This window comes from Caulobacter sp. GW821-FHT09H08, assembly GCF_059415885.1.
This window is the reverse complement of sequence record NZ_JBWKOC010000001.1, coordinates 646,110-662,976: the sequence shown is the minus strand read 5'-3', so window position 1 is coordinate 662,976 and position 16,867 is coordinate 646,110. Positions and strand designations below refer to the sequence as shown.

The window sequence follows — 16,867 nt, the reverse complement described above, 5'->3', positions numbered from 1 at the left end:
CTCCGTGACAGCTCCCCCAGGAGGGGAGCAGGCTTTACGCGGCCTTCGCCCGCCCCCGCCGCGTCACCAGGAAAATCCCCGCGCACACCAGCACCAGCGCCACGGCGTTCTTCCAGGCCAGCACTGGCTCGTGCAGGAAGATCGCCGACAGCAGCACCCCAAACACCGGGATCAGGAAGTTGAACACGGCCAGCATGCCGACGGGGTTATGCTTGATCAGCAGGCTCCACAGCGCGAACGCCGCCGCCGACAGTCCGGCCATGTAGGCCAAGAGCAGCAGCGAGCGGGCGTCGAAGCCGCCCAGGTGGCCGCCCGCGACCGCGCCGATGGCCAAGAGCGCCGTCCCGCCGATCGTCAGCTGCCAGCCGGTCATCACCATCGGGTCGATCTTCTGCGAGATGCCCTTGCCCCAGATCGAGGCGGCGGCCAGCACGAAGGCGGCGGCGACCACGAAGCCCTCGCCTAGCAGGCTGAATTCGAAGTCGAGCCCCTTGCCCCCCAGGTTCACGGCCACGACGCCCGCGAAGCCCAGCAGGCAGCCCAGCACCTTGCGGGTGGTAAGCTTGTCGTTGGCATAGAGGAAGTGGGCCAGGATCACGCCGAAGAACGCACCCGTGGCGTTCATGATCGACGACTTCACGCCGGTGGCGTGGGCCAGGCCGACATAGAAGAACACGTACTGCACCGTGGTCTGGAACAGGCCCAGGCCGACAATCCGGCCGATCTGCTCGCGCGCGATGGCGATCGGCTTGCGGTTCAGGACGGCCAGCACCAGCAGGATCGCCCCCGCCGCCAGGAACCGCCAGCCGGCGAACAGCATCTGGGTCGCCGTGTCGGTCTTGGCCACGTGCAGCATGGCGTAGCCGGCCTTCACCGCCGGAAACGCGCTGCCCCACAGCAGACAGCACAGCACGGCCATGCCGACGACGAAGCGGCGGTCGCGGTAGAGACCATCCTGGGGAAGGTCGACGCGGGAACTGGACAAACGCGCACTCGCTTCGAGGTGGACTGGGCGATGGAAGCGCTGCTTCTAGGCCCTGGGCCCGTCCGCTTCAATCTTGGTCGGTTTCCGAGCTGTCAGGGCCTACGGAAATATTGGTCAGGCCCATTAGAATAACGACGTTACACAGAATGGCACCTCGGGAGAAACTTCGACACACGCCGCAAGTCTTTTCCAATGATCACGCCAAGGTTGTTCCACAGACGCAAGCGCAACTGATATCGATGTTTTGTCCTGATGCTTCGGCGCCAGGTCTCCTCGGCGTCAGTAAGGATTTCGGTCGTCATGGCCCAGGCCACCACCCGCCAAGACCTATCCGAGGACATCGGCGCCTTTTTCGACGTCTCGCTGGACCTGCTGGTGATCCGCGACATCGAAGGACGCGTGCTGAAGGCCAGCCGGTCCTGGTACGCCAAGCTGGGTCACCATCCCGAGGACATGGAGGGCAAGCCGCTGCTGCGGCTGGTCCATCCCGACGACATGCCCGGCACCCTGGACAGCGCGGTCGAGGTCGAGAACCGCCAGGACGGCGACGAGGTGGTGGGCTTCACCAACCGCTATCGCCACAGCGACGGCCACTACCGCACCCTCGAATGGCGCGCCCAGCGGCACGGCGAGCGCATCTATGGCGTCGCCCGCGACGTGACCGAACGCGTGGCGGCTGAGCGGGCCCTGGTCGAGGCCAAGGCCGCCGCCGAGGCGGCCAACCGCGCCAAGACCGATTTCCTGGCCAATATCAGCCACGAGATCCGCACGCCGCTGAACGGCGTCATCGGCATCGTCGACGCCCTGGCCCGCACGAAGCTCGGCCCCGAGCAGGAGGAGATGGTCGGGCTGATCCGCGACTCCGGCGCGACGCTGGAGCGGCTGGTGTCGGACTTCCTGGACGTGGCCAAGATCGAGGCGGGCCAGCTGCAACTGGAGCACCGGCCCTTCGCGCTGGACCAGGCCCTGCGCTCCAGCATCGAGATCATGCGCCACCGGGCCGAGGAGAAGGGCCTGAGCTTCCGCGTCGTCGGCGAGACCGGCGGCCGCTATCTGGGCGACGGCACGCGACTGGGCCAGGTGGTCGGCAACCTGCTCTCGAACGCGATCAAGTTCACGGAGACCGGCGGCGTCACCCTGCGCCTCGCGACCGAGCCGGCCGAAGATGGAAGCGGGGGCGAGCACGCCCGCCTGGCGCTCGAGGTCGAGGACACCGGCATCGGCTTCGACGCCGATCACGCCAAGAGCCTGTTCGCCCGCTTCCACCAGGCCGACGCCTCGATCAGCCGCCGGTTCGGCGGTACGGGCCTGGGCCTGTCGATCTGCCACTCGCTGGTCGAGATGATGGGCGGCGAGATCTCGGCGGTCTCGACGCCCGGCGCCGGCAGCCGCTTCGTGGTGTCGCTGGTCCTGCCCCGCGCCGAACCGGCCGAGCCCGAGGCGCCGCGCGACACCCCGACGGCCTCGCTGGGCCGGGCGGATGCGCCGCTGCGCGTGCTGCTGGTCGAGGATCATCCGACCAACCAGCGCGTCGCCCAGCTGATCTTGCCAGTCAGGGCGCGGACGTCGTCACCGTCGGCGACGGCCTGGACGCGGTCGAGGCCTACAAGGCCGGGACCTTCGACGTCGTGCTGATGGACATGCAGATGCCGCGCATGGACGGCCTGGCCGCCACCCGCGCCATTCGCGCGCTCGAGGCTGAAGCCGGCGCGGCGCGCACGCCCATCATCATGCTCAGCGCCAACGCCCTGACCGCCCACCGCGAACAGACCCTGGCCGCCGGCGCGGACCTTCACGTGTCGAAACCGATCACCGCCGCGAACCTGCTGGCGGGGATCCAGGCGGCGATGGGGTAGGCGGAAGACGTCCAAACCGACCAGTCCAAAAACCTTCCGTCATTCCCGCCCTTGTGGCGGGAACCCCTGGTTCAGCTGACACGTGAGACGCCAGCGGACTGCTCAGCAGTCCGCCCCTACCGCACCTGCGGCCGATAGAGGGGTTCCCGCCACAAGGGCGGGAATGACGGATGAGTATTGGGGTGTCGCTGCGCCTAGTAGCTACCGCAGCGTGACCTTTTCCAGGTCGGCCGCCGCCAGCTTCGGGGTGTCCTCGTTGCTCACCGGCGAGCCGCCCTCGGCCAGCATGCGGTCGATGCGGGCCTTCTGCGATTTGAACGAGGCCAGTTCGGCGCCGCCCAGGATCGTGCCCTGCGGGACCTTGGCGCCGATCGGATTGATCCGGCCACCCTTCAGCCAGACCTCGTAGTGCAGGTGCGGACCGGACGCGAGGCCGGTCGAGCCGACATAGGCCACCACCTGGCCCTGGCGGACGTGGACGCCCGGGCGGATGCCCTTGGCGTAGCGCGAGATGTGGCCGTAGCCGGTGTCCCACTGGCTCTGGTGGCGGATGCGCAGCCAGTTGCCATAGCCGCCCCAGCGCTTGGCCTCCAGCACGACGCCGTCGCCGGCGGCCAGGATCGGCGTGCCGGTGCCGGCCCCGAAATCGACGCCCTGGTGGGCGCGGGTATAGCCCAGCACCGGGTGGCGGCGCATGCCGAACACCGACGTGATCCGTGCGCCATCCACCGGGGTGCGCAGCAGGAAGCCTTTGATGTTCTTGCCCAATTCGTCGAAGAACTGCGCCTTGTCCTCGCCCTTGCGGTCGAAGGCGTAGAACTTCTGGCCCTTGACCTCGGCATATTCCAGGTCGCCGGCCTCGATGGTGCGGCCGCTTTCGGTGACCTTGCGGTCGAACACCAGGCAGAAGCGGTCGCCTTCCTTGATGTCCCGTGAGAAGTCGATCTTGTGCGAGAACAGCTTGGCCGCCTGGCTGATCACCGCAGGGGTGCCGCCGACGCTGGCCACGCTCTCGTAGAACGAGCCGTTCATCTCGCCGCACGCGACCTTCTGCTCGTCGCGGACCTTTTCTTCCATCTCGCGCAGGCGCAGGGCGCCGTCGAAGGTGCGCGAGACGGTCAGGGTCGAGGACGGGCTGGTGCGCATCGACAGGCCGATCAGGCGGGCCGGGCCTCGCTGGCTACGGCGCTGGGCGATGGCGGCTTCGAAGGCCATGCCGGCCTTGATGTTGACGGTGTCGATGGCGCCTTGCAGCACCGAGACAACCTGCTGGGCGTCTTCCGGGGCGACGCCGGCGCGCTGTACGGCGCCTTGCAGGGTCTCGCCCGGGCGGACTTTCACCGCGACGTTCTCGGGACGCTCGAAGCCGGGCTGGGCCTCGGCGCTGGCGAAGGCGACATGCTGCAGGGCCGTCAGGGCGGCGGGATCCAGCGGAGCCTTGACGATAGGGGCCGTGACGTCGTCAGCCGTCAGCTTCCAGCCCAGGCCCAGGGCGGCGAGCCCGGCCACGGCGGTGAAAACCCTCGGCGCCCAGCGCGTGGCGCTGCGTCGCGGATCAAATTCCTGCATCGGTCCCCCGTCGGTGTCGATGCCGCTCAAGTCAAAATGACACGGCTGGGCTGCCCCCCAGCAATCCTTGCGCCGGAACATGGTCACCCCCGCTCTCAGCGGCAAGGACTATTCGGCGCTTTGGTCGTTTTGTCACGGCATGGTTAACGGCCGCAATGCGCGGAAGCGTAACCATATGATCCATAATAGAAAACGCCCACCGTTTCCGGCGGGCGTCTTGCGGTACGCTGTACTGTTACGCTTACTGAACTCGATGAATCAGGCCGCGTTGACCTGCTCGTTAGGGTCCCGGAGCACATAGCCGCGGCCCCAGACAGTCTCGATGTGGTGCTTGCCGTGCGCCGAAGCGGCCAGCTTCTTGCGCAGCTTGCAGATGAAGACGTCGATGATCTTCAGTTCCGGCTCGTCCATGCCGCCGTACAGGTGGTTCAGGAACATCTCCTTGGTCAGGGTCGTGCCCTTACGCAGGGAGAGCAGCTCCAGCATCTGGTATTCCTTGCCGGTCAGGTGAACGCGGTTGCCGTTCACTTCGACCGTCTTGGCGTCCAGGTTGACCACGATGTCGCCGGTCTTGATGACCGACTGGGCGTGACCCTTCGAACGACGGACCACCGCATGGATGCGGGCGATCATCTCGTCCTTGTGGAAGGGCTTGGTCATATAGTCGTCAGCGCCGCCAGCGAAGGTCTTCACCTTCGTGTCGATCTCAGCCGTACCCGACAGGATCATGATCGGCGTGTTGATCTTCGCGACCCGCAGGGTGCGCAGAACATCGATGCCGCTCATGTCAGGAAGATTGAGGTCGAGCAGGATGAGATCGTAGTCGTAGATCTTACCCAGATCGACGCCTTCTTCACCCAAGTCCGTCGTATAGACGTTGAAGCCTTCAGACTTCAGCATCAGTTCGATGGTCTGCGCTGTCGCGCTGTCATCCTCGATCAACAGTACGCGCATGAGCCCCTCCACGCCAAATCTGGCGTATTCGAACGTCTTAGGCGGAGGACCGCCGTTTAACCCTTCGGCCACTGTGCCGGAGAGTTAATTTAAGACTGGTTAATGGTGAATGTTTCCGTTGGTCGAATGGTTAATCTGATTTGCGAATCGGGTGCAAGCGGTCGGGACGCCCCTGGATACATTGGTCGCAGGCGTCGCAGCCCCCCTTTCCAGGTCCCTAATTCGGGTCTGGAAATCCCTAAAATCCGTGCCCTGAAAGCGTTACGAACACCGTTCGGTCGTTAAGGCGAAGCTCTGCCGGCGTTCGCTCGTGAGGCGAGATTGCGGCGTTCTGTCGCGAGAATTTGAACAGCCGGTTCGCGCATGACGTGCGCCGTCCGGACGGCCTGCCTACGGTATAGTTTCGCGGGCCGCGACGCCCCGCCGCAGCGGTCAGTCGATGTTTTCTGCGGCCAGCCATCCGGCGGCCCGAAGCTTGGCCACGGAGGCGCGGCTGACGGGGGCGGTTTCGCCGTCCACAAGCCGCAGGCGCAGGTTCCGGCCGTCGCGCTCGACGCCCAGGATCGCCCGCCGCGCCACCCACCAGGAGCGATGGGTCTGCAGGCCCTCGACGCCCGACAGGCCGCCGGTCACCCGGGCCAGCGGCCCCATCTCCAGCCGCGAGCCATGCTCGGTGCGGATCCGGACATAGTGGTCCTCCATCTTCAGATAGAGCACCGCCCCCGGGTCGGCGGCCGGCGCGGGGACCTCCACCGGGACCAGGGCCTCGCGCGCGGGCCTGTACGCGTGCGGGCGGGCGCGGGGGCGTATGCGCAGGATGTAGTAGACGATGACGATCGGGGTCGTGGTCGCCACGCACTGGCCGTACCATTCGGGCCAGGAGACGGCCCGCTCCAGGTGCGGCCAGATCGCGACGGCCACGACGCGCGACAACCAGCCCTGGATCAGGGCGCCGACCAGGATCACCACCGGGATCGCCGCCCAGTCCGGCGCGCGCAGCCGCTGGACCAGCAGCACGGTCGACCGCGTCAGCAGGCCGAACAGCACCATCCCGGTGACGATGCTGCCGGTCCAGTAGGCGACCCGCAGCGGCGGCTTGTCGTTGAAGAAGCTGCCATACGGCCCCATCAGGCCCAGCAGCAGCCCGATCGCCAGGCCGACGGACAGGTCGACCGCCCACTCGCGGGCAGTCCCCAGGATCGACGCTCTCGAAACGCGGGCGGTCATGCCCTTCCTATAGAGCGCCGTTATGCGGAGTCGCCAGCCCTACCCGTTCGCCGCCTCGCGAACCCGTTCGCCCATTCGCGCAGGAGCGCTGGCGACCTCCCGGAAGCGGCCTCACAGCAGCGTCATCGTCACTCGCTGAAGGGCCGTCATGTCGCTCCGTCATTTCTTCGCCGCCGCCGGTCTCGCGGCTGCGGCCATCGCTTCCCCCGCATTCGCCGCCAACGCCGGCTTCATGGTGCTGCAGCAGCCGCGCGCCGAGGGACCGCCGGTCGAGGTCGGGATCTGGTATCCGACCGACGCCAAGCCCGCGCCCATGGCCCTGGGCTCCTGGGGCCACACCGTCGCGGCCGGCGCGCCGGTCGTCGGCGAGCATCTGCCGCTGATCGTCATGTCGCACGGCAACGGCGGCTTCTTCGGCGGGCATGCCGACACCGCCCAGGCCCTGGCCGAGGCCGGCTTCGTGGTCGCCGCTCTCACCCACCCCGGCGACAACTATCGCGACCAGAGCCGCGCCACCGCCATGGCCGACCGTCCGGCGGCCCTCTCGGCCCTGATCGGCTGGATGCTGGACGCCTCGCCGCTGAAAGCGAAGCTGGATGCGGACAAGGTCGGCGCCTTCGGCTTCTCGTCGGGCGGCTTCACCGTACTGGCGGCGGCCGGCGGCGAGGCCGACATCGGCAAGGTGCCCAGCCACTGCAAGGCTCATCCGCAGAACTACGACTGCAAGCTGACCGCCGAGCGGCCGATCCCGGCCGACGTCCTGACCGCCAGGTGGACGCATGACGCCCGCATCAAGGCCGTGGTCTCGGCGGCCCCGGCCCTGGGCTTCGCCTTCGGCAAGGACGGACTGAAGGGGGTCAAGGTCCCGCTGCAACTGTGGAAGGCCAGCGACGACGAGGTGCTGCCCGGCGACGAGTACGCCGAGTTCGTGCACCAGAACCTTCACCGGCCGCACGACTATCACGTGGTCCAGGGCGCGCGGCATTTCGACTTCCTGACGCCGTGCAACGCCGCGCCAGTCGGCGGAACCCAGATCCTTTGCCAGAGCGCGCCGGGCTTCGATCGCGTGGCCTTCCACCGCGACTTCAACCTGGCGGTCACCCGGTTCTTCACCGACCAATTGGTCGCACCGGCAAAGCCGCTTCCGAAGGGCTGACTTCATACCTGGTTAACCACGATCACCGAGTCTGCGCAGGTCATTAGGAGCCGTCTTGCGCAGTCTCATCGCCGCCGTCGAACGTATCGATCCGCTGACCATCTATGGTCGCGTGGCCGCCGTGAACGGCCTCCTGATCGAGGTGCGCGGCGGCCTGACCCGCCTGTCGGTGGGCGCGCGGGTCGAGATCGAACGCTTCGGCCAGAAGCCCCTGCCCGCCGAGGTCGTGGGCTTCCGCGAGTCCCGCGCCCTGCTCATGCCCTTCGGCCCCGTCGAGGGCGTCGGCCCGGGCGCGGAGATCCGCGTCATGCCGGAAGGCGCCGTGGTCCGCCCGACCAAGGCGTGGCTGGGCCGCATCATCAACGCCTTCGGCGAGCCGATCGATGGCCTCGGCCCGCTGCCCCAGGGCGAAGTTCCCTATCCCCTGAAGACCTCCCCGCCGCCGGCCCACGCCCGTGGCCGGGTGGGCGAGCGCCTGGACCTGGGCGTCCGCTCGATGAACGTCTTCACCACCACCTGCCGCGGCCAGCGCCTGGGCATCTTCGCCGGCTCGGGTGTCGGCAAGTCGGTGCTGCTGTCGATGCTCGCGAAAGAGGCCACCTGCGACGCCGTCGTCGTCGGCCTGATCGGCGAGCGGGGCCGCGAGGTCCGCGAATTCGTCGAAGAGACCCTGGGCGAAGAAGGCCTGCGCCGCGCCGTCGTCGTGGTCGCCACCTCGGACGAGCCCGCCCTGACCCGCCGCCAGGCCGCCTACATGACCCTGGCGATCAGCGAGTACTTGCGCGACCAGGACCAGGAAGTCCTCTGCCTGATGGACTCGGTCACCCGCTTCGCCATGGCCCAGCGCGAGATCGGCCTGGCCGCCGGCGAGCCGCCGACCACCAAGGGCTACACGCCCACCGTCTTCACCGAGCTGCCCAAGCTGCTGGAGCGCGCCGGTCCCGGCCCGATCCGCGCCGACGGCACCACGGCCGCCCCGATCACCGCCCTGTTCACCGTCCTCGTCGACGGCGACGACCACAACGAGCCGATCGCCGACGCCACGCGCGGTATCCTGGACGGCCACATCGTCATGGAACGCTCGATCGCCGAGCGCGGCCGCTTCCCGGCGATCAACGTCCTGAAGTCGATCAGCCGAACCATGCCGGGCTGCCAGCACCCGCACGAGCGCGACGTCGTGAAGGGCGCGCGCCAGGTCATGGCCGCCTACGCCAACATGGAAGAACTGATCCGCATCGGCGCCTATCGCGCCGGGGCCGACCCCGTCGTCGACCGCGCGATCCGCCTGAACCCAGCGATCGAGGCTTTCCTTAGCCAGGATAAGGAAGAAGCAACCTCTCTGGACGACTCTTTCGGATACCTGGGGCAGATCCTGGCGAGTGAGTACTGATGACCAAGTGGGCCGCCTCGCTAATCCGTATCTCGAACCACGAGGTCGAGACGCTGCAGAAACGCCTCGCCGAGATCTCCGAGCGCCGCATCGCCGCCGAGCTGCGCATCGCGATGCTGGACGCCGAATCCGAGACCGAGACCAAGAACGCCGAGGGTGACGCCAGCGCCGGCTGGTACATGATCGGCTATCGCGAGGGCTACAAGCGCCGCCGCGCCGACATGGTCGTCCAGATCGAGCAGTGCCAGCTGGAAGAGGTCGGCGCCCGCGACGCTCTCTCCGAGGCCTTCGAGAACCTCAAGAAGTACGAACACGTGGCCGAGCAGGCCAAGATCGTCGCCGCCAAGAAGCTGGACGCCTACGAATCCGCCCAGATGGACGAAGTCAGCATCCGCCGCGCCGCGATGGGCGGCCGCTAGCATGGCCCTCACCCGCCGCGCCGCCATCGCTTCGGCCTTGGCGCTGTCGGCCTGTGGTCAGGGCGCCAAGAGCCAGCCTCCGCTTCCGCCGTTGCCGCCCTTGCGCGGCATGACCCGCTTCCCGGTCGGCTGCTGCGTGCAGAACCGCTGGCTAGAACTCCCAGAATACGCCGACCTGCTCGGCGAGCAGTTCTCCCAACTCACCGCCGAGTGGGAGATGAAGATGGAATATATCCTGCGCGACGACGGGAGCTTCCTGTTCGACCGCCCGGACAACATCGCCTCGTTCGCCAAGGCGCGCGACATGCGCCTGCACGGTCACGCCCTGATCTGGTTCGCCAATGAGATGGGGCCGTTCAAGCGCCTGGACGGCCAGAAGCCCGCCTTCGCCAACGCCTATCGCAACTACATCGAGGCCGTCGTCGGACGCTATCGCGGCGTCGCCAACGGCTGGGACGTGGTCAACGAGCCGATCGCCGACGACGGCGAGCGCCTGCGCGAGAACCTGTGGACCCGGAACCTGGGTGTCGACGAGCACATCGCGCTGGCCCTGGAGCACGCCCACGCGGCCGATCCGAACGCGGTGCTGTTCATCAACGACTATCACCTCGAGCTGAAGCCCAACAAACGCGCGACCTTCATGCGGCTGGTCGAACGGCTCCTGAAGCGCGGCGCGCCGCTGAGCGGCATCGGCACCCAGACCCACATCGACTACGACCTGCCCGCCGGCGCGGTGACGACGGCGATCAAGGAGCTGGCCAGTTTCGGCCTGCCGATCCACCTGTCGGAGCTGGACGTCTCGCTGGGCGACCGTTTCAACCCGGCCTTCGCCGGCGACCGCTACGAGCGCCAGGCCGACCGGTACCGCGAGGCGGCCGAGGCCTTCATGGCCCTGCCCGCCCGCCAGCAGCACGCCTTCACGATCTGGGGCCTGCGCGACAGCGACACCTGGCTGCGCGGCGACTCCGGCCAGCGCCCCAAGGACCAGCCGCTGCTGTTCGACGAGGCCGGCCACGCCAAGCAGACGGCCCGGGTCCTGGCCGAGGTCTTCCAGCGCCACGCCTGACCGGGAACGGGTCCGACCGCGTCGGGCTTAACCAAACGCCGACCTTTTGCCGATCATAGTCCCCTCGATCGTCAGGCATGGAGGGATGTACGGCGTGACGACCGGCGTTGAGGAGCGTGCTGAGACGAAGGGCTGGGGCAAGCTCGTCGCCCTCATATGCGCCTATACGGCGGGGATGGCCTACAGCCTGTTCCTGGCCGGCGCCACGCACAACATCCCCACCATCTGGACCGCCAACGCCGTGGCCATCGCCGGGCTGCTGGTGCTGAACCGCCGCGAAGGCCTGATCTTCCTGGCGGCGATCTCGTTCCTGCACATCACGCTGGAGAGCCTGGTCGGCGACGGCGTGAAGTTCGTGGTCATCATCACCGCCCTGGACGGCCTGCAGATCGCCGCGACCGCCTTCCTGCTGCGCCGGATGCGCCTGCCGGTGCGGATCCGCGATCCGCGCAGCCTGTTGCTGATGATCGCCGTGGCCTCGGCCCTGACGGCCGGCGGCTCGCTAGTGGTCAACGGCCTGCTGGCGTTCAGCGCCGGCCAGCCGCCGATGCTGGGCTGGAGCGAGTGGACCACCTCGAACGTGCTGGGCGTGGCCATCATCCTGCCCGTCGTGCTGATCCTGATGGACAAGCGCCACCTGCAGGGCTTCCACGTCCGCTCGCTGGAGGCCGCCGCCACCCTTCTGCTGGTCATGGCGACCTCGGCCGTGGTCTTCGTCACCGACGCCGACTACCAGGTCATGCTGTTCGCCCCCGCCCTGCTGGCCGCCTTCCGGGGCGGACCGCGCGCCGTGGCCGTGGTGGTCACGGCTTCGATGGCCATGGCCATTCCCGCCGTGCTGCAGCGGACGGGCCTCGACATCAAGGTCGCCCTGCCGCCGCTGCGCCACGCGCTGGTCTTCCACATCGTGCTCTACGCCGTCAGCATGGTCGCCGCCCTGGCCCTGGGCCGTCAGGCGCGCCTGCAGGCCCTGCTGATCCGCCGTCAGGCCGTCGCCCGCGCCGCCCAGGCCAAGGCCCTGGCCGCCAGCCAGGCCAAGTCCGACTTCCTGGCCACGATCAGCCACGAGATCCGCACGCCGCTGAACAGCATCCTCGGCTTCGCCGGCCTGGTGGCGGACGATCCGCACCTGTCGGTCGTCAATCGCCGCCGCCTGGACCTTGTCGCCCGCGCCGGCCGCTCGCTGGCCGAGATCGTCGGCGACCTGCTGGACTTCGCCAAGGTCGAGGCCGGCCGCCTGGACCTGACCCTGACCCCGACCGCGCCGTCGGCCCTGCTGCGCGACGCCGTGGCCATCATCGCGCCCGACGCCGCCGCCAAGGGCCTGGCCGTCCGCACCATCATGGAAGCCTCCGGCGAGGCCGATGTCGACGCGACCCTGGCCCTGGACGAGACCCGTCTGCGCCAGGTGCTGCTGAACCTCCTGGCCAACGCCCTGAAATTCACCGCGCAGGGCGAGGTCACCGCGCGCCTGACCGCCGGCCCCGCCGCCGGCCAGCTGCGCTTCGAGGTCACCGACACCGGCATCGGCATCGCCCCCGAGGTGCAGGAGCGCCTGTTCCAGCGCTTCAGCCAGGGCGACAGCTCGATCAGCCGCAGCTACGGCGGCACCGGCCTGGGGCTGGCGATCAGCAAGGCCCTGATCAGCCGCATGGGCGGCGACATCGGCGTCGAGAGCCAGCTTGGCCACGGCGCGCGCTTCTGGATCAACCTCTCCGCCGAGCCGGCCGCCGAGATCGTCACCGCCCCTCGCCCGGCCCCGCAGACCGCCGCCGACCGCGCCGCCCGGGTGCTGCTGGTCGACGACCACCCGATGAACCGCGAACTGGGCAAGGCCCTGCTGACCCTGGCCGGCTGCGAAGTGGTCACCGCTGACGACGGCGGCCAGGCGGTCGAGGCCGTCCAGGCCGGCGACTTCGACCTGGTGCTGATGGACGTCCACATGCCGCGCATGGACGGCCTGGCCGCCACCCGCGCCATCCGCGCCCTGCCCGGTCCGCTAGGCGCCATCCCGATCATCGCGCTCAGCGCCGACGTCCTGCCCGACCAGATCGCCAAGTGCCGCGCCGCCGGCATGGACGACCACGTCGGCAAGCCGATCCAGCGCGAAGACCTGATCGCCGCCGTCGCCCGGGCGCTGGAGGCGAGGCCGGACGCGGTGGCGGCGAGCGGCGGCTAGTCGGCGCGGGAGACCCCTCTCTCATAGAGAGAGGGGTTTCAAATTGCCCGCATCGCTCCCAAATCCGCTCCGTCGTCACGCCACGCCCGGAGCTCCCCGCCATGCCCCTCGTCCGTATTTCCACGATCAAGGGCAAGTTGCCCGCCCAGCTGCGCGCCATCGCCGACGGGGTCCACGCGGCGCTGGCCGAGACCTTCGCGGTCCCGCCCGACGACCGCTTTCAGCTAATCGACCAGTACGAGCCCGGCAGCCTGATCTACGACCCCGACTATCTGGGCGTGCACCGAACAGACGACCTCGTCATCGTCCACATCACCGCCAGCGCCACCCGCGACACGGCGACCAAGCAGGCGCTCTACAAGGCCATCGCCGAACGGCTGACGAAGGATCCCGGCCTGCGCCCCGAGGACGTCATGGTGGTCATCGCGCCCAACCTCCGCGAGGACTGGTCGTTCGGCCACGGCCTGGCGTCGTACGTGACGGGTTAGTCACGCAACGCCCATCGGCGGTTAAATCTCGGTCATGACAGTCTTGTAAGTTGAGCCTTACTTAGCGCGCTCGTACACCCCGCGGCCTCGGCGAAGTAACGCCGTTCTTTTTCACCAGAAGCGTACCCGACCGCGCGCGACGGCTGTTGCGCGCCGCGCGGCCGGCTGCGCCCAAAACCGCAGAGCAGAGCATCATGATCCACCACCTGTCCGTCAGCGCCGCCGATCCCAAGGGCTGCGCCGAGTTCTTCGCCCACGTCATGGACGGCGTCGTCGTCGACTTCCCCCCGAACCCCGGCAGCTACATGGTCTTCAAGGCCGACGGCATGGGCACCGGCCTGGAAATCTATCCGGCCGGCAGCGTCATGGTCCCGAACGGCGAGCCGGGCGCGATCTTCGTCAAGCAGCCCGAGACCGAAGGCCGTCGCTCGCCGACCCACTTCGCGCTGAGCGTCTCGATGCCGGTGACCGAGGTCCTGGCCCACGCCGCCGCCAAGGGCTGGGAGGCCCATGTCTGCAGCCGTGGCGGCCACTTCCACGTCATCGAAGTGTGGGTCGAGAACGCCTGGCTGGTCGAGATCCTGCCGCTCAGCTTCGCCGCCGAGTACCTGACCTTCGCCAACGAGGTCTCGCAGATGGCCGACCCGCACAACGCCCTGGACGCGCACCAGCCGCAGGCCAAGACGCTGGAACACGCCTGATCCACATTCAAACTTTGGCGCGTGGCGGCCGCCGAAACCGCTCACACTTTCGGCTGCCACGCTCCGAGGGCGATCCGGTGTGGATCGCCCTCGGTTTGGCGTTGGCTTCGGGAGGGGGTTGGGCCAATAAAGGCCCGAAACGCGAGGGCATCCTCGCGTCCCCAGCCCGAAGAGTTTCAGCGCCAGTGCCGCAAGTGGAAGAACAGGTTCGCGGAGCGTCCAAGCCGCGCCTGAAGTGGATTGTCGGCGGCCTGGTCGGCCTGGCCCTGGTTGTCATCGGCGGCGGCGTCGCCCTCTTCCATCCGAAGGTCGTCGCCTCGCTGGCCCCCTCCGCCGCGTCGCGTCCCGGTCCGCCGGAAAGCCTGCCGACCCAGCCCGACGACTGGCACGGCAAGATCGACTACCGGGCGCTGGACCAGCGCTTCAACGCCATGATGACCGACCGCTCGATGGAAGGCCTGGCCGTGGCCGTCGTCGAGGAGGGCCGCCTGTCGTTCGTGAAGGGCTACGGCCTGACCTCGTCCGAGCATGGCCGACCGGTCGACGCCCAGACGGTGTTCCGCTGGGCCTCGCTGTCGAAGACGGTTTCGGGGACCCTGAGCGCGCGCCTGGCCGCCGACGGCGTCCTGTCGCTGAACGACACGGTCGGGAGCTTCAACACGACCTTGCGCCTGGCCGGCGGCGCCCAGGACACCCTGACCGTCGAGCAGCTGCTGTCCCAGCGCACCGGCCTGCCCAAGCACGCCTATGACGACCGGCTGGAGGACGACAAGGACCCCGCCGAAATCCGCCAGGCCCTGGGCGGCGTGCCGCCGGCCTGTCCGGCGGGGACCTGCCACAGCTACCAGAACGTCGCCTACGACACGATCACCGAGATCCTCCACGCCCGCACCGGCGAGGCCTATGCCGACACGGTGCAGAAGCGCCTGTTCGCCCCCTTGGGCATGACCAGCGCCAGCATCGGCCTGGCCGCGATCGAGCGCTCGGACAACTGGGCCCGGCCGCACGGCGACCGCCGGGTGCTGCCGATGTCGGAGGCCTATTACCGCGTGCCCGCGGCCGCCGGGGTGAACTCGACCATTGTCGACCTGGCCACCTGGATGCAGGCGCAGATGGGCCTGCGCCCCAGCGTCCTGCCGCCGGCGGTGCTGGACGAGATCCAGCGCCCACGCGTCGCCACCGCCCGCCCCTATGGCCGCTCGTCGATCGGCCGCGCGCTCAGCAACGCCGGCTACGGCCTGGGCATGCGCAGCTTCACCTTCAAGGGCCACCGGCTGGTCGGCCACAGCGGCGGCATCGCGGGCTACCGCTCGACCATGATCTTCGATCCGGCCACGAAGACCGGCATCGTCATGCTGTGGAACAGCAACGCCAACCTGCCCTTCCGCTTCCAGGGCGAGTTCCTCGACCGCGCCTATGGCGAGCCGTTCCAGGACTGGCTGGAGCTGAAGAGCGAAACCTCGGACGGCGCGCCGTCGATTGATTGAGGTGAAGGGGGAGCGACGGGGCTCCCCGCCCTTTAACTTATAGCTCCGTCATTCCCGCCCTTGTGGCGGGAATGACGGAGTGAAATTGGTTGGTTGGATTGGCAGCGCTAGCGCCCCGCCAATCTCATCACCGGAACCCGCGTCACCTGCACGTCCTCCTTGTTGGCCGCGTAGCCGACATAGAGCCAGCCGTTCCAGACCACGCTCTTGGGATAGTGGTAGCCAGGACGCTTGTACTTGCCCTCGAACCGCAGCGGCTGCAGGTCGCCCTGGCCGCGCAGTCGCCAGCTGCGGTCGAAGGTCCGGCCATCGGCGCTCAGGGTCACCGCCAGCGGTATCCGCACGCGGTCGGCATTGGGGGCGTTGACCAGGAAGGCCGTCCCGTCCGGCAGGTTGCCGGCGCTCTGCTTGGCGCGGGCGTCGGGCATGTCGGTCAGGGCCGGCGTGGTCCACGAGACGCCCCGGTCGCAGCTCTCGGCGGCCAGTTGGTGGAAGCTCAGTTGCTCGTCGCGGAACACCATGACCAGGCAGCCGTCGGCGCGGCGGAACAGGCTGGGCTCGATCTCGCGGCTGAGGCGGCGCTCGTGCGCGGCGGCCGCCGTGGTCGTATCGCGCGGCAGGCTGGTCATCCGGCCCTCGATCCAGCCCGAGACGCCCAGCGGGTCGTCGGTGAAAAACGGCTTGGCCACCACGCCCGGCCGCAGGTGGAAGGCGGTGTAGGTCCGCCCGTCGTAGCGATGCGGGTCCTGCTCGATCACCCCCTCGACCGGCTTGCCGTCGGCGCCCATCACGCGCTGGGGCGCGCTCCAGGTCCGGCCGTCGCGGCTGGTCCGGTACTCGGCATAGCCGCCGGCGCCCGACTGGAAGCCTTCGGGCCAGACATTGGCGTAGGCGACCAGCACCTTGCCGTCGGTCATCCACCCGCCGCTGGAGTGCATCAGGCCGTTGGCCCCGGCGGGGGCCAGCGTCTGGGGCGCGCTCCAGGTCTTGCCGTCGGCGCTGACGCTGTAGGCGACGGAGGTGTCGGCGGAATCCTCGTCGCGCGCCGAGCGCTGCCATTGGGCGTAGAGCCTCCCCTTGAAGGGGATCAGCACGACGCCGTTGCTGAACTTGTCGGTGGCCTCCGTCGGCGCGAAGACAGTGAAGGTCTCGGCGCCGGGCGCGGGTTTCAGCCCCAGGTCCGGCGCGCCCTGCTGGAACAGGCCCGCCGCCACCGCGAACGGCGCCCTGGGGGCGTCGCCCGCCATCAGCGCCAGGACCACGGCGCCCAGCGCCAGTCTTCCGATCATCGTCCGCATGCGAGCGCGATAGACCCGTGTTTCCGCAGAGCGCGCAAACGAAAAACGCCCCGGCCTTGCGACCGGGGCGTCTTCATTCGGCGTGGGCCGCG

15 protein-coding genes and 1 pseudogene are annotated in these 16,867 nt (G+C 68.6%); 10 read left to right on the top strand and 6 right to left on the bottom strand.

Going from position 1 to position 16,867, the window contains the following annotated elements; translation table 11 throughout:
* Positions 1 to 34: 34 nt before the first annotated feature.
* Entirely contained in the window at positions 35 to 919 is an 885-nt protein-coding gene (locus AC07NN_RS03150; RefSeq protein ID WP_494638187.1) for a DMT family transporter, read from the bottom strand.
* A gap of 366 nt (positions 920 to 1,285) precedes the next feature.
* Here AC07NN_RS03150 and AC07NN_RS03145 point away from each other — a divergent pair, with 366 nt between their 5' ends.
* Complete coding sequence (locus AC07NN_RS03145) at positions 1,286 to 2,620, top strand: ATP-binding protein (protein WP_494637673.1); 1,335 nt, start codon at positions 1,286 to 1,288, stop codon at positions 2,618 to 2,620.
* Positions 2,572 to 2,841, top strand: coding sequence for a response regulator (locus tag AC07NN_RS03140; RefSeq protein WP_494638185.1), 270 nt, complete (start codon positions 2,572 to 2,574; stop codon positions 2,839 to 2,841). The genes AC07NN_RS03145 and AC07NN_RS03140 overlap by 49 nt, the downstream gene beginning before the upstream one ends.
* A gap of 39 nt (positions 2,842 to 2,880) precedes the next feature.
* Here the strand turns inward: AC07NN_RS03140 and AC07NN_RS03135 are convergent.
* From AC07NN_RS03135 to AC07NN_RS03120, 4 genes and pseudogenes are all read right to left on the bottom strand, one after another.
* Positions 2,881 to 3,010 (bottom strand): annotated as a pseudogene (locus AC07NN_RS03135) (hypothetical protein); the annotation flags it as partial.
* A 32-nt stretch (positions 3,011 to 3,042) separates the two neighbouring features.
* Complete coding sequence (locus tag AC07NN_RS03130) at positions 3,043 to 4,410, bottom strand: M23 family metallopeptidase (protein ID WP_494637672.1); 1,368 nt, start codon at positions 4,408 to 4,410, stop codon at positions 3,043 to 3,045.
* Between the two features lie 258 nt (positions 4,411 to 4,668).
* Positions 4,669 to 5,364: a response regulator transcription factor CtrA gene (gene ctrA, locus AC07NN_RS03125; protein ID WP_494637671.1), complete on the bottom strand. Its 696-nt coding sequence runs from the start codon at positions 5,362 to 5,364 to the stop codon at positions 4,669 to 4,671.
* A 432-nt stretch (positions 5,365 to 5,796) separates the two neighbouring features.
* Positions 5,797 to 6,591 (bottom strand): LytTR family DNA-binding domain-containing protein, encoded by a 795-nt coding sequence (locus AC07NN_RS03120; protein WP_494637670.1) that lies wholly within the window; start codon positions 6,589 to 6,591, stop codon positions 5,797 to 5,799.
* Positions 6,592 to 6,739: 148 nt separating this feature from the next.
* Here AC07NN_RS03120 and AC07NN_RS03115 point away from each other — a divergent pair, with 148 nt between their 5' ends.
* The 8 genes from AC07NN_RS03115 to AC07NN_RS03080 all read left to right on the top strand — a co-directional run bounded on the left by AC07NN_RS03115 (position 6,740) and on the right by AC07NN_RS03080 (position 15,477).
* A complete protein-coding gene (locus AC07NN_RS03115) occupies positions 6,740 to 7,747 on the top strand; it encodes an alpha/beta hydrolase family protein (protein WP_494637669.1) in 1,008 nt (335 codons plus the stop codon).
* 55 nt (positions 7,748 to 7,802) lie between these two features.
* On the top strand, positions 7,803 to 9,137 hold the full coding sequence (gene fliI / locus AC07NN_RS03110; protein ID WP_494637668.1) for a flagellar protein export ATPase FliI: 1,335 nt from the start codon (positions 7,803 to 7,805) through the stop codon (positions 9,135 to 9,137).
* Positions 9,137 to 9,556: a flagellar export protein FliJ gene (locus AC07NN_RS03105; protein ID WP_494637667.1), complete on the top strand. Its 420-nt coding sequence runs from the start codon at positions 9,137 to 9,139 to the stop codon at positions 9,554 to 9,556. The genes fliI and AC07NN_RS03105 overlap by 1 nt, the downstream gene beginning before the upstream one ends.
* A gap of 1 nt (position 9,557) precedes the next feature.
* Positions 9,558 to 10,622 carry an endo-1,4-beta-xylanase gene (locus AC07NN_RS03100; protein ID WP_494637666.1) on the top strand — a complete coding sequence of 355 codons (1,065 nt, stop codon included), beginning with the start codon at positions 9,558 to 9,560 and terminating at the stop codon, positions 10,620 to 10,622.
* A 94-nt stretch (positions 10,623 to 10,716) separates the two neighbouring features.
* Positions 10,717 to 12,801 (top strand): hybrid sensor histidine kinase/response regulator, encoded by a 2,085-nt coding sequence (locus AC07NN_RS03095; protein WP_494637665.1) that lies wholly within the window; start codon positions 10,717 to 10,719, stop codon positions 12,799 to 12,801.
* 101 nt (positions 12,802 to 12,902) lie between these two features.
* Positions 12,903 to 13,289, top strand: coding sequence for a tautomerase family protein (locus tag AC07NN_RS03090; RefSeq protein ID WP_494637664.1), 387 nt, complete (start codon positions 12,903 to 12,905; stop codon positions 13,287 to 13,289).
* Between the two features lie 194 nt (positions 13,290 to 13,483).
* On the top strand, positions 13,484 to 13,990 hold the full coding sequence (locus AC07NN_RS03085) for a VOC family protein (protein WP_494637663.1): 507 nt from the start codon (positions 13,484 to 13,486) through the stop codon (positions 13,988 to 13,990).
* A gap of 185 nt (positions 13,991 to 14,175) precedes the next feature.
* Positions 14,176 to 15,477 (top strand): serine hydrolase domain-containing protein, encoded by a 1,302-nt coding sequence (locus AC07NN_RS03080; RefSeq protein WP_494637662.1) that lies wholly within the window; start codon positions 14,176 to 14,178, stop codon positions 15,475 to 15,477.
* A gap of 107 nt (positions 15,478 to 15,584) precedes the next feature.
* Here AC07NN_RS03080 and AC07NN_RS03075 read toward each other — a convergent pair whose 3' ends face one another.
* The gene (locus tag AC07NN_RS03075; RefSeq protein ID WP_494637661.1) at positions 15,585 to 16,775 is read right to left on the bottom strand and encodes a sialidase family protein; all 1,191 of its coding nucleotides are present in this window, start codon (positions 16,773 to 16,775) and stop codon (positions 15,585 to 15,587) included.
* Positions 16,776 to 16,867: the final 92 nt, after the last annotated feature.

Coding starts and splice junctions, on each gene's coding strand:
- AC07NN_RS03090 (WP_494637664.1), top strand. CDS start 12,903: ATGCCCCTCGTCCGTATTTCCACGATCAAGGGCAAGTTGCCCGCCCAG.
- AC07NN_RS03115 (WP_494637669.1), top strand. CDS start 6,740: ATGTCGCTCCGTCATTTCTTCGCCGCCGCCGGTCTCGCGGCTGCGGCC.
- ctrA (WP_494637671.1), bottom strand. CDS start 5,364: ATGCGCGTACTGTTGATCGAGGATGACAGCGCGACAGCGCAGACCATC.
- AC07NN_RS03075 (WP_494637661.1), bottom strand. CDS start 16,775: ATGCGGACGATGATCGGAAGACTGGCGCTGGGCGCCGTGGTCCTGGCG.
- AC07NN_RS03120 (WP_494637670.1), bottom strand. CDS start 6,591: ATGACCGCCCGCGTTTCGAGAGCGTCGATCCTGGGGACTGCCCGCGAG.
- AC07NN_RS03085 (WP_494637663.1), top strand. CDS start 13,484: ATGATCCACCACCTGTCCGTCAGCGCCGCCGATCCCAAGGGCTGCGCC.
- AC07NN_RS03105 (WP_494637667.1), top strand. CDS start 9,137: ATGACCAAGTGGGCCGCCTCGCTAATCCGTATCTCGAACCACGAGGTC.
- AC07NN_RS03145 (WP_494637673.1), top strand. CDS start 1,286: ATGGCCCAGGCCACCACCCGCCAAGACCTATCCGAGGACATCGGCGCC.
- AC07NN_RS03130 (WP_494637672.1), bottom strand. CDS start 4,410: ATGCAGGAATTTGATCCGCGACGCAGCGCCACGCGCTGGGCGCCGAGG.
- AC07NN_RS03150 (WP_494638187.1), bottom strand. CDS start 919: ATGGCCGTGCTGTGCTGTCTGCTGTGGGGCAGCGCGTTTCCGGCGGTG.
- AC07NN_RS03100 (WP_494637666.1), top strand. CDS start 9,558: ATGGCCCTCACCCGCCGCGCCGCCATCGCTTCGGCCTTGGCGCTGTCG.